General features: G+C 62.1%; 11 protein-coding genes and 1 pseudogene. 5 read left to right on the forward strand and 7 right to left on the reverse strand.

Translation table 11 applies throughout. From position 1 onward, the window contains the following. Positions 1-228: 228 nt before the first annotated feature. The gene (locus ACE04F_RS22960) at positions 229-900 is read right to left on the reverse strand and encodes a histidine phosphatase family protein (RefSeq protein WP_486110045.1); all 672 of its coding nucleotides are present in this window, start codon (positions 898-900) and stop codon (positions 229-231) included. A 340-nt stretch (positions 901-1,240) separates the two neighbouring features. On the opposite strand from ACE04F_RS22960, the gene ACE04F_RS22965 reads away from it, so the two are divergent. The 3 genes from ACE04F_RS22965 (at position 1,241) to ACE04F_RS22975 (ending at position 4,273) form a co-directional block, all read left to right on the forward strand. Continuing rightward, positions 1,241-1,939, forward strand: a complete 699-nt coding sequence (locus tag ACE04F_RS22965) for a glutathione binding-like protein (RefSeq protein WP_486110046.1) — start codon at positions 1,241-1,243, stop codon at positions 1,937-1,939. A 157-nt stretch (positions 1,940-2,096) separates the two neighbouring features. Next, positions 2,097-3,071, forward strand: a complete 975-nt coding sequence (gene hemB, locus ACE04F_RS22970; protein ID WP_486110047.1) for a porphobilinogen synthase — start codon at positions 2,097-2,099, stop codon at positions 3,069-3,071. A 107-nt stretch (positions 3,072-3,178) separates the two neighbouring features. Further along, the gene (locus tag ACE04F_RS22975; protein WP_486110048.1) at positions 3,179-4,273 is read left to right on the forward strand and encodes a DUF1615 domain-containing protein; all 1,095 of its coding nucleotides are present in this window, start codon (positions 3,179-3,181) and stop codon (positions 4,271-4,273) included. 91 nt (positions 4,274-4,364) lie between these two features. Here ACE04F_RS22975 and ACE04F_RS22980 read toward each other — a convergent pair. After that, positions 4,365-4,637, reverse strand: a pseudogene (locus ACE04F_RS22980) (hypothetical protein); the annotation flags it as partial. Between the two features lie 198 nt (positions 4,638-4,835). Between ACE04F_RS22980 and ACE04F_RS22985 the strand changes: the two are divergent. After that, entirely contained in the window at positions 4,836-5,465 is a 630-nt protein-coding gene (locus ACE04F_RS22985; protein WP_486110049.1) for a glutathione S-transferase family protein, read from the forward strand. Between the two features lies 1 nt (position 5,466). Here the strand turns inward: ACE04F_RS22985 and ACE04F_RS22990 are convergent, their stop codons facing one another. The 5 genes from ACE04F_RS22990 to ACE04F_RS23010 all read right to left on the reverse strand — a co-directional run bounded on the left by ACE04F_RS22990 (position 5,467) and on the right by ACE04F_RS23010 (position 9,420). Continuing rightward, the gene (locus tag ACE04F_RS22990; protein ID WP_486110050.1) at positions 5,467-6,003 is read right to left on the reverse strand and encodes a PqiC family protein; all 537 of its coding nucleotides are present in this window, start codon (positions 6,001-6,003) and stop codon (positions 5,467-5,469) included. A gap of 17 nt (positions 6,004-6,020) precedes the next feature. Beyond that, positions 6,021-7,676, reverse strand: a complete 1,656-nt coding sequence (locus ACE04F_RS22995; protein WP_486110051.1) for a PqiB family protein — start codon at positions 7,674-7,676, stop codon at positions 6,021-6,023. Beyond that, the gene (locus tag ACE04F_RS23000; protein WP_486110052.1) at positions 7,657-8,316 is read right to left on the reverse strand and encodes a paraquat-inducible protein A; all 660 of its coding nucleotides are present in this window, start codon (positions 8,314-8,316) and stop codon (positions 7,657-7,659) included. Before ACE04F_RS23000 ends, ACE04F_RS22995 begins: the two co-directional genes overlap by 20 nt. Then, positions 8,313-8,909, reverse strand: a complete 597-nt coding sequence (locus ACE04F_RS23005) for a paraquat-inducible protein A (protein WP_434573292.1) — start codon at positions 8,907-8,909, stop codon at positions 8,313-8,315. Before ACE04F_RS23005 ends, ACE04F_RS23000 begins: the two co-directional genes overlap by 4 nt. Positions 8,910-8,979: 70 nt before the next feature. Beyond that, positions 8,980-9,420, reverse strand: a complete 441-nt coding sequence (locus ACE04F_RS23010) for a CBS domain-containing protein (protein ID WP_305500192.1) — start codon at positions 9,418-9,420, stop codon at positions 8,980-8,982. A gap of 338 nt (positions 9,421-9,758) precedes the next feature. Here ACE04F_RS23010 and ACE04F_RS23015 point away from each other — a divergent pair, with 338 nt between their 5' ends. Next, complete coding sequence (locus ACE04F_RS23015; protein WP_486110053.1) at positions 9,759-12,122, forward strand: DNA polymerase II; 2,364 nt, start codon at positions 9,759-9,761, stop codon at positions 12,120-12,122. Positions 12,123-12,187 lie beyond the last annotated feature (65 nt).

Consider the following 12,187-nt stretch of genomic DNA (forward strand, 5'->3'; position numbering starts at 1 on the left):
CTGCTCGCGAAAGCGCTGGGTCAGCTGGTGGGAATGTTGGATGTGCTGCCGCCATCGCGAGCAAGCTCGCTCTCACATGGATCTGCGGCTGCTCACAAATTCTGCGTCCACCACCGATTTTCTGTGGGAGCGAGCCTGCTCGCGAAAGCGCTGGGTCAGCTGGTGGGAATGTTGGATGTGCTGTCGCCATCGCGAGCAAGCTCGCTCTCACAGTTAATCCTTGGCAGATTACGTCGGGCAGGTCTTCTGCCCGTTATCCAGGCCTTGCTTGTAGCTTTGGCTGGTGAGGCTGGCCTTGCCGTTGTGCCAGGTCAGGGTCAGCACATACAGGGAGTCAAAATCGCTCGATGCCCAGTCGTCGGTGATGGTCTGCCGCTTGCCCACCGCTTCACCCGCGACCTTGTTGATCAGTTCCGGCAGGTAGCCGTGGGACCAGGCCGTGTAGATCGTGGAGTTGTGGTATTTGTCGTCCATCAATTCATCAGCCAGGTCGCTGGTGTCGTTGGCTGAATACTCGATGTTCACCGGCAGGCCGAGCTTGATGGCGCTGGGGCTGATCGTCATCAATGGACGGATGTAGCTGTAGGAATTGTCCAGCTCACCCTCTTCGACGTTACGGGTCGGATTGGCCGCGAACACGTAGTCGGCTTCGCCGAATCTTTCCGGCAGCAGGGTGGCCAGGTCGATGGCGCGGTTCAGCCCCTGGCAATTGAGCTGACCGAGGCCGCCGGCCGGTTTTTCCGCGTGGCGCAGGAACACCAGCGTCTGCACGCCGTCGACGGGCTGGGCACTGCTGACGCTGGATTCCAGCGACAGCGCCAGCCCACAGATCACGAGCAGCGTCGGTAGCAGCAGCCACGGACGGCGTTTCAACGGGGCGAACTTCAGTGGGTTGATCATCGATATACGTCTTTGTCTGCTCGATTCAGGCTGACAAACCCCGGCACCGCAAAGCCTCTGGGCTCCGGGTGTTTTCCCTGTCGTTACTGCCGCTTCGATTGCTCGGGGCGTCTTTCAGAGTCCCCGCCGCTGCTTTGGTTCGATCCTGGGGGGTCGATCCTGGCTGATGCCGGCATTGGAGCGGCGTCCCGCCAAGGGACGCAGCGAATGTTAGCGACAGGATGTTGCGGAATTAAGAAGGTGGCGCTGCCCCTCAAGAACAAGGCTTATGTTCAAAGACCCAAAGCCTGCTCAGCTGATTTATGCTTGGGCTTTCCGATTGAACCATGGAACCCACGCCATGCCCGACCTGACCCCTTTTGCCATCACCCAGAAATGGCCCGCCCAGTTCCCTGAATGGCTGCAGCTCTATTCCCTGCCGACCCCCAACGGCGTGAAGGTGTCGATCATGCTGGAGGAGATCGGTCTGCCCTACGAGTCGCACAAGGTGGACTTTGGCAACAATGACCAACTGTCCGCCGAGTTCCTCTCGCTCAATCCCAACAACAAGATCCCGGCGATCCTTGACCCCCACGGACCGGGAGACCGGCCGTTGGCTTTGTTCGAATCGGGAGCGATCCTGATTTATCTGGCCGACAAGAGCGGCCAACTGCTGGCCCAGGAGTCGGCGGCGCGCTACGAGACGATCCAGTGGCTGATGTTCCAGATGGGGGGCATCGGGCCGATGTTCGGTCAGCTGGGGTTCTTCAACAAATTCGCCGGCAAGGATTACGAGGACAAGCGGCCGCGCGACCGATACGTCGAGGAAAGCAAGCGCCTGCTCAAGGTGCTCGACGGACGCCTGGAAGGACGCGACTGGATCATGGGCGAGCGCTACACCATCGCCGATATCGCCACGTTCCCATGGGTGCGCAACCTGCTTGGTTTTTATGAGGCCGGTGATCTGGTGGGTATCGAGAACTTCCCGAACGTGACGCGGGTGCTGGAACGTTTCCTGGCGCGGCCGGCGGTGGTTCGTGGCTTGAAGATTCCGGAATGACCGGTCGATTCGATTGGATGACTTGCACCGGCGGCTCGCTGACGTAGTAAGCGGATTATTGCCTGGCCGGTAACGCTCTGTTCCTGTGTCGGCGTTTGTGCCCTGCCTGGTCAGGGCATAAGCTTTGTCTCATGTTCCATTTCGCCCCCGGAGTCCCATGTCCAGCCAGTTCCCCGCAGCCCGTCCACGCCGTTTGCGTCGCAGTGCAAGCCTGCGCAACCTGTTCCAAGAAACCGAATTGACCTTGAATGATCTGGTACTGCCGATTTTCGTCGAAGAGGAAATCGACGATTTCGTGCCGATCAAGAGCATGCCCGGCGTGGTGCGTATCCCGGAATCGAAGCTGGCCGGGGAGATCGAGCGGTATGCTCGTGCCGGTATCAAGGCGGTGATGACCTTTGGTGTGTCCCATCATTTGGACAGCGACGGCAGCGACACGTGGAGCGAGCGTGGCCTGGTTTCGCGCATGGCCGGAATCTGCAAGGACGCCGTGCCGGAAATGATCGTGATGTCCGATACCTGTTTTTGTGAGTACACCGATCACGGCCACTGCGGCGTGCTGCACGGTCACGAAGTCGATAACGACCGAACCCTGGTCAACCTGGGCAAGCAAGCGGTAGCGGCGGCACGCGCCGGTGCCGATGTCATCGCGCCGTCGGCGGCCATGGACGGGCAAGTCCAGGCTATTCGCAAGGCACTCGATGACGCGGGCTTCAGCCAGACGGCCATCATGGCCTATTCCACCAAGTTCGCCTCCGCGCTCTACGGGCCGTTCCGCGAGGCCGGCGGCAGCGCCTTGAAAGGCGACCGCAAAAGCTACCAGATGAACCCGATGAATCGCCGCGAAGCCCTGCGCGAGTCGCTGCTCGACGAACAGGAGGGCGCCGATGCACTGATGGTCAAGCCGGCCGGGGCGTATCTCGACATCATTCGCGACATCCGCGAGGCCTCGAACCTGCCATTGTCGGCCTACCAGGTCAGCGGCGAGTACGCGATGATCAAGTTCGCCGCACAGGCCGGGGCCATCGACGAAGCTCGAGTCGTGCGAGAAAGCCTGGGCGCGATCAAGCGGGCAGGGGCGGACCTGATCTTCACTTACTTCGCAATGGATTTGGCGCTGAGCGGGATCTGACCCAGCGCGCCCACCAGGTTTGTGCTGGCTTTGCATCAGTGCATCAGTAGCCTCCACAGGCTTTTGATCGTATGGTTGCTCCCGAACAAAGGAACTGATGGAGCACCATGCATTTCACTCGATTGATGATCACTCTTGCCGCATTGCTGGCCGTGGCCGGCTGCGGCAGCCGTCAGGCCCAGGAGCCTGAGCGCCAGCCTGCCGAGGTCAAGGCGCAGATCGTGCGGCTGCTGCCGGCCAAGACCGCCGATCGGGAAGGTTGGGCCACGGACATCTACGTGGCCTTTGCGGCGCAGCAGATCCCGCCAACGACCCAGAACATCTGTTCAGTGCTGGCGGTGACTGAGCAGGAGTCGACCTTCCAGGCCGATCCCGCCGTGCCGGGGCTGGGCAAGATCGCCCGCCAGGAAATCGATCGCCGGGCGGCGAAGCTACGCATCCCGGGATTTCTGGTCAGCGGCGCGCTCCAGGTGCGCTCCTCCAATGGCAAAAGCTACAGCGGCCGCCTCAACGCGGCGCGCAGCGAGAAGGAGCTCAGCGCGATTTTTGATGATTTCATCGGCATGGTGCCGCTCGGCAAGACCCTGTTCGATGGCTTCAACCCGGTGCATACGGGCGGGCCGATGCAGGTCAGCATTGCCTTCGCCCAGGCCAATTCGCGCGATTATCCCTACACGGTGGATGGCTCGATTCGTCGGGAAGTGTTCAGTCGTCGCGGAGGGATGTATTTCGGCATCGCGCATTTGTTGGGGTATCCCGTCAGTTACACCGAGCCGCTGTACCGTTTCGCCGATTTTAATGCTGGCTGGTATGCCAGTCGCAACGCGGCCTTCCAGCATGCGGTGAGTCGCGCTTCGGGCATTACGCTGGCCCTGGACGGTGATCTGATCCTGCCAGATTCGATCATGCCCGGCAGCACGGAACTGGCGGTGCGCACGTTGGGCAAGTCATTGGGCATGCGCAACCCGACCATCCGCGATCAGTTGGAACTGGGCGACAGCCTGGCGTTCGAGGACAGCAAGCTCTACCAGCGGGTGTTCGAATTGGCCGAGAAGGCCGAGGGCAAGCCGCTGCCTCGGGCGGTGTTGCCGGGCATCGTGCTCAAGAGTCCGAAAATCACTCGCAAGCTGACCACCGCATGGTTTGCCAAGCGCGTGGATGAGCGGTATCAGCGGTGCATGACGCGGGCTTCGGGGCGCTGAATCTTCGACCATGAAAAAGCCCGGCGGATGAGGCCGGGCTTCTACTGCGATGGCTTGAAGGATCTTGCAGCACGGTGGTAACAATTCATGCGCGGTTCTTGGCCAAATTATCGGAGCCACCTTCGGCAACGCGGCGTTCCAGCAGACGGTCGGCACCGCCTTCGGCAACACGGTTTTCGATCAGCTTGTCGGAGCCACCTTCAGCGACACGGCGTTCCAGCAGGCGATCGGCACCGCCTTCGGCAACACGGTTTTCGATCAGTCGGTCAGAGCCGCCTTCGGCAACGACCGGCTGGGAAGTGGCGGCGAATACGTTGGCTGCCAGAACGGAGAAAGCGAGGCTGAGGACGATTTGGCGTTTCATGATGGTGTGCTCCGGGGGTGCGTTGGTTTGTGTGGGGCCATTGTTGCGCCGGGCACCGATCGTGAGAACTTCATTGACGTGATGGTGAACATCGATGGCGGTGATAGCTCGCCGGGGTTGGTGTCAGCCAGGTTGATGGAACACTGGGGCACCGGTGCGCTCTACCGAGCTGAATCCCTTTTTGAAGGAGACCAGTCCATGTATCAGTTATTCGGCCACAGCCAATCCGGTTCCTCTGCCGTGGAGGTCGCCTTGGATCTTTGCGGCGTGCCTTACCGCCGGGTAGACACCTATTCGACCGAGGACAATGACGCAGCGAAGGAACTTGAGGCCCTGAATCCGCAGAAGCAGGTCCCGACCCTGCAATTGCCGGACGGCTCGGTGCTCACCGAGGCGGCGGCGATCCTGATTCACCTGGGGCTGTCTTTTCCGGAATCGAAACTGCTGCCGGATGATCCGGCCCAGCGTGCACAGGTCATACGCGGCCTGGTGTATATCGCCGCCAATTGCTACACGCCGATCGGCATCATCGATTTTCCGCAGCGCTGGCTGCCTGACGCCGACGACGCTGCCCGGGAGCGATTGGTGGCGGGCACCAAGCAACGTCTGTATCGCAACTGGGCATTGTTTGCCGACCAGTTTCCTGCGGCCCCCTTCCTCGGCGGTGCCGAGCCCGGTGCATTGGATATCCTGGCGGCGGTGATTACCAAATGGGTCGAAACCCGGGAAGCGATGCTCAGTGCCCGTCCCGAATTCTACGCCCTGCTGGAGCGCATCGACCGCCATCCGCGAGTCGCGCCGGTGCTTTCACTGCATTGGCCCGAATGAATCAGGGGCAAGCGTTGCGCGAGGCGGCCTGGCGGACGAGTTCTGCAAGCTGTCGAACATTCTGCTGATGGCCTTTCACCAGGTCGTCAATACTGCCGCCGGCCGGCGTCTGCAGGCTGCTGCGGCAGGTAAGGGCCTGAGCTTCGTTGCCATGGCTACGCAAGCGCCATTGCACGTCCATGCGCGCATAGCGGCCGGGGATTGAGTCGAAGCGTTGCACCTCCACCCGCAACAGCCGCCTGGGGGCCCCGGGGTTGCTCAATTGCTCGTCCAGGCTACTGCGTAGTTCATCCGCCAGGCTTGAGCCCCACCATTCGGTTTCGAGGATCGCCAGACCGCTCTCGCCCTGACGAATCACCATCTGGGTGCGATCCACTTGCGGCGGTACGCTGAGTTGTTCGGTCTGGATATCCACCCCTGCACGCGCCTGACCAGCCGGCTCGACCGGGCTCAGGGTGTGGTAGTGAATGGGATCGCTGCGGCAGGCACCGAGCAGCAGCGCCAGGGCGATCAACGAGCATTTCAGCATCAGCGGCATCGGGCGTGCTCCTGTGATCATTCTTTCACCGGAAAGGTAAGGTTCTGCGCCGGAGCATCTTTCGGACGGCCACGAAGCAGCGACTCAGGGTGTCGGCTCAGGTAATCGGAGAGCTCGCGCAGCGAACGCGACATGCGACCCAGGTCATCCAGGGTCTGGGTCAATTGTTCGCGCTGCGGCGAATCTTCCGCCAGGGTCGAGTTCGCCGACTGCAAGGTCTTGCTCACGTCCTGCAAGGTGCTTTGCACGCCCGGGAGGGTCTTGCTGTTGAATTGCGACAGGCCCTTGCGCAGCTCCACGAGGTTACCGTCCAGGTTGCTGGCGATGCTTTCCAGCGGCAGCTTGTTGACTCGCTCGACCACCGTCTGCAGTTGTTCCTGCAATTGCTGGAGGCTGCCCGGGATAGTCGGGATCCGCAGGGGGCGCGCGGCGAGGTCGAACGCGACTTTTTCGGCCTTGGGGTAGAAATCCAGGGAAATGTACAACTGCCCGGTCAGCAGGTTGCCACTGCGGGCCTGGGCGCGCAGGCCGCGCTCGACAAAACTGCCGACCAGGCGCGCGGCGGCGGCTTCGTCTTCCGGGTCGTAGTTCAATGACTTGAGCAGTTTCTCGTGGGCCTTGCCGAGCAATTGCGGGTAGATCACGATTCCCACGTTGACCGGGAACGTGCGCTGCTTTTCGTCGAAGTCCAGGTTCATGGACACCACCCGGCCGATCTCGATCCCGAGGAATTCCACCGGGGCGCCGACGCGCAATCCGCGCAAGGCCTGGTCGAAGCGCAAGGCCAGGTACTGCGCCTTGCCGCTGGGCGGGGCCAGGGCGCTTTGCTGGTCGGCGAACAGTTCGAAATCCTTGTCCTCGGCAGCGGGCGTGTCGTTGGGGCTGTATTCCGGGGCCCGGAATGCAATGCCGCCGACGAGCAGGGCGGACAGCGACTCGGTCTTGACCGCAAAACCGTTGGCGCCGACGTTCACGTCGACGCCACTGACGTTCCAGAACCGGGTGTTCTCGGTGACGTAGGCGTCATTTGGCGCGTTGATGAACACCTCGATATTGACGCCTTTGCCATCGGCGTCCAATCCGTAGGACACCACCTGGCCCACCGGAATCTTGCGCAAATACACCGGCGAGCCGATGTCCAGCGAACCGAGGTCCTGGGAATGCAGGGTGAAGCGCTTGCCCGGTTCGCCGTAGGTGATTGGTGGCGGAGCCTCCAGGCCAGTGAACGACTTGGCGCGCACTTTCGAATGACCGGCGTCGGCGCCGATGAAGTCTCCCGACAGCAAGGTGTCGATCCCGGAGATCCCGCCCGCGCCAATCCGCGGCCGGACCACCCAGAACACCGAGTCTTCATGGGTGAAGGTGTCGGCGGTCTTGGCGAGCTTGACCGTGGCGGTGACGTTTTTCTGATCGTCGCTCAGTTGCACGTCGGTGACCTGGCCAATCACCACATTGCGGTATTTGACCGGGGTCTTGTTGGCGGTCAGACCTTCGCCCGTCTTGAAGGTGATGGTGATGGTCGGGCCTTCCTGCAGCCAGTTGTTGACCACCAGGGACACGCCCACCAGCACCGCGATGATCGGCACGATCCACACCAGCGACACGGTCCAGCGGCGGGTGGAGACATGGGCACGGCCCGGTGCGGGTTGTCCGTCAGTGGCTTGTGACTTCATCCATGACCTCCTCGGATGGTTGGGTGTCCCAGATCAGCCGCGGGTCGAAACTCATGGCCGACAGCATGGTGAACAGCACCACGAGGCCGAAGAACAGGATCCCCGGTCGCGGTTCGATGTCGCTCAGGGCCTGGAATTTGACCAGTGCCGCCACCAGGGCTACGACCAGCACGTCAAGCATCGACCAGTAGCCGATGACTTCGACCAGCCGATACAGCTTGGCGCGCTGCACCTGGGCCCAGGTACTGCGCCGTTGTACGGTTACCAGCAGCAACGTCAGCACGACGAACTTGATGCCCGGCACCGCGATGCTGGCGATGAAGATGATCAGTGCGATGTCCCAGGCACCACTCTGCCAGAACTCGAGGACGCCGCTGATGATGGTGCTGTCCGCGCCGTCACCGAGCATCTGGGTATTCATGACCGGGAGCAGGTTGGCCGGGATGTAGAACACCAGTGCCGCCAGCATGTAGGCCCAGGTGCGGGTCAGGGTATCGGGTTTGCGCCGGTGCAGGGCGGCATCGCAGCGTGGGCAGGTCTCGGGTTCGTCGGTCATGTCGCAAGCCAGGCCGCAGCTGTGGCACAGGCACAGGTTCAGATCGCTGGCCTGGGGCGGATTGCCCGGCGGTGCGGCGTTCACAGGGTGTTCCACAGGTCGCGCACATCGCGACCGGCAATGCGGATCATCAACAGACTCAAGGCCGCCAGGGCGAACAGACCGATACCGGGAAGCACATCCAGCAACCCGGCAAGCTTGATGACAGCCACCAGGGCTCCGAGCAAGCACACCTCCAGCATGCTCCACGGTCGCAGGGTTTCCAGGCTGCGCATGCACAGGTTGAAGGCCGGGGCGCGCCGGTTGGAATGGGCGTAGCCCAGCACCCAGAGTAGCAGCGCCAACTGGAACGCCGGAGCGATGATGATCGCGACGGCGGCGACCAGGGCGATGAAGGTGATGGGCCCCTGGCTCAGGGCCACGACCGAATCCCACAGGGTCGCACTGTTGCTCAGGCCCTGGAGGCGGATGCTCATCACCGGATAGACATTGGCGAAGGCCCACAGCACCGCTGCCGTGATGGTCAGGGCCAGGCGCTGTTCGATGGTCAGGCCGTTGTAGCGCTGGATCACTGCATGGCATTGCACGCACGAGGCTTTTTGATGCGGGGCGAGCGCAACCGGCTCGTACACTGCATCGCAATGTTCACAAATGATCAGTCGGTCGGTAACGGCCATGAGGATGCTCGGCGGGGGCAACTCCTTCAATATAGAAGTGAGTCGAGAATGAGCAACCCGCCCGAGCCAATCATTCGCCGCGAATGTATTGCTCCAGTTGTCTGATCAGGTCCGCCTGCTCGGCAATGGCTTCCTTGACCAGGTCACCGATGGACAACAGGCCGACCAGCTTGCCGTTTTCCACCACGGGCAAATGCCGCAGGTGTTTCTCGGTCATGATGCTCAGGCAGGTCTCGACGTTCTGGTGTGGATCGATCGTGATCACCGGCGAAACCATGATGTCGCTGACTTTCGTGCCCACCGAAGAGCGCCCGTGCAGGACCATTTTGCGCGCATAGTCGCGCTCGCTGATGATGCCCAGCACTTCATCGTTCTTGACCACCAGCAAGGCGCCGACGTTTTTCTCGGCCATGCGCATCAGGGCCTGCAAGACCATGTCGTCCGGGGAAATGGTGTGCACTTGCTGGTTTTTCTCGTCTTTTATCCGGAGCAACTGCGCGACGGTTTTCATGGGGAAGCCTCGGGTGTTGTTTTTGCGGGTGGTGCAAGAATCGTAGACCCAACGGCGCAGAGCAAGCGGTAAAGCGGCAGTCAGCCGTCCAAAACCGTCATGGATGGTGAAAATCCACTGATTTATTGCGGCGCGCTGTCGTGGCGAGGGAGCTTGCTCCCGCTGGGCTGCGTAGCGGCCCGGAAAAAACCATGACAACCCGGTGTGTCAGGACGATACAGGGGGCCGCTGCGCGACCCAGCGGGAGCAAGCTCCCTCGCCACGAAAGCAGATCCAGGCAGGTGAAGTCCTCTGGTCACAGGTAGAATGCGTAACACGCAAAATTCGAGGTTTCAGCGGTGGATCTACAGCAGGGCTTCGTCCTGACCCGGCATTGGCGCGATACCCCGGCGGGCACCGAAGTCGAGTTCTGGCTGGCGACGGATGCCGGTCCCCGGCGCCTGCGCCTGCCGGTGCAGACGTCGGTGGCGTTCGTGCCGCAGATCCAGCGTGGCCAGGTCGAGGCGCTGTTGCAGGGCGAGAAGGACGTCGAATTGCGGCCCCTGGACCTGCTGGATTTCGAGCATCGCCCGGTGCTCGGCCTGTATTGCCGGCAACATGCGCAACTTATGCGCCTGGACACCACGTTGCGGCGGGCTGGCGTGGATGTATTCGAGGCCGACGTTCGGCCGCCGGAACGCTACCTGATGGAGCGTTTCATCACCGCACCGGTCTGGTTCGGCGGCACGCCTTCAACCGATGGCTTGCTCCTGGATGCCCAGATGAAACCCGCCCCCGACTACCGGCCACCGCTGCGGCTGGTGTCCCTGGACATCGAAACCACCGCCCAGGGCGATTTGTATTCGATTGCCCTGGAGGGCTGCGGCGAGCGCCAGGTCTATATGCTCGGCCCGCCCAATGGCGATGATCGTGAGGTGGATTTCCAGCTGGAATACTGCGAGTCCCGCGCGGCGCTGTTGAAGAAACTCAACGAGTGGTTCGCCCGCTTCGATCCCGACGCGATCATCGGCTGGAACCTGGTGCAGTTCGATCTGCGCGTGTTGCATGAACACGCCCGCCGCCTGGCCGTGCCGCTGCGTCTTGGCCGTGGCGGGGAAGAAATGCAGTGGCGCGAGCACGGCGCGCGCAACAACCATTTTTTTGCCTCGGCGGCTGGCCGGTTGATCATCGATGGGATCGAGTCCTTGCGCTCGGCGACCTGGAGTTTTCCTTCGTTCAGCCTGGAAAACGTCGCCCAGACCCTGTTGGGCGAGGGCAAGTCCATCGACAACCCGTACCAGCGCATGGACGAAATCAACCGCATGTTCGCCGAGGATAAACCGGCCCTGGCTCGCTACAACCTCAAGGATTGCGAGTTGGTCACGCGCATCTTCGCCAAGACCGAGCTGCTCAAGTTCTTGCTGGAACGGGCCAGCGTCACCGGCCTGCCGGCGGATCGCAGCGGCGGCTCGGTGGCGGCGTTCACGCATTTGTACATGCCGCTGATGCATCGCCAGGGTTTCGTCGCGCCGAACCTCGGCCAGCGTCCACCGGAGGCCAGCCCTGGCGGGTTTGTCATGGATTCCCAGCCGGGGCTCTACGAATCGGTATTGGTGCTGGACTACAAAAGCCTGTATCCGTCGATCATCCGCACCTTTCTCATCGACCCGGTGGGCTTGATCGAAGGGCTGCGCCACCCGGACGACACCGAGTCGGTGCCAGGTTTTCGCGGGGCGCGGTTCTCGCGCACCCGGCACTGCCTGCCGGCCATCGTGGCGCGGGTTGCCAACGGCCGGGAAACCGCCAAGCGCGAACACAACGCGCCGCTGTCCCAGGCGCTGAAAATCATCATGAACGCGTTCTACGGCGTGCTGGGCTCCAGTGGCTGTCGTTTTTTCGACTCGCGCCTGGCGTCGTCCATCACCTTGCGCGGCCACCAGATCATGCAGCGCACCCGGCAACTGATCGAAGCGCGGGGCCATGTGGTGATCTATGGCGATACCGATTCGACCTTCGTCTGGTTACGCCGCCCCCACGGCCAGGAAGAAGCCGCGACGATCGGCCGGGAGCTGGTCGCTCACGTCAACCAATGGTGGCGTGATCACGTACGAGAAGAGTTCGAACTGGAAAGCGCGCTGGAGCTGCAATTCGAAACCCACTTCACGCGTTTCCTGATGCCGACCATCCGCGGCGCGGAGGAGGGCAGCAAGAAGCGCTACGCCGGTTTGGTGACCCGTGCCGACGGCAGCGACGAGATCATCTACAAGGGCCTGGAGACCGTGCGCACCGACTGGTCGCCGCTGGCCCGGCAGTTCCAGCAGGAGCTGTACGGACGGATCTTCCATCGCCAGCCTTATCAGGATTACGTCCGCGATTATGTGCAGCAGACCCTGGCCGGCGCGTTCGACGAACGCCTGGTCTACCGCAAGCGCCTGCGTCGTCCGCTGGACGACTACGAGCGCAACGTGCCGCCACATGTGCGGGCCGCGCGGCTGGCCGACGAGTTCAACGAGCGCCAGGGCCGGCCACGGCAATACCAGAATGGCGGCTGGATCAGCTACGTCATCACCGTCGCCGGCCCCGAGCCGTTGGAAACCCGTAGCGCGCCGATCGACTATGACCACTACGTGAGCAAACAGCTGCAGCCGGTGGCGGATGCGATCCTGCCGTTTGTGGATGATGATTTTTCAACGTTGATCGGTGGGCAGATGGGTTTGTTCTGATCGGCATTGTGGCGCAGGGATGCCCTTGTGGCGAGGGAGCTTGCTCCCGCTGGGCTGCGTAGCGG

Source organism: Pseudomonas sp. AGC41, from assembly GCF_057334555.1.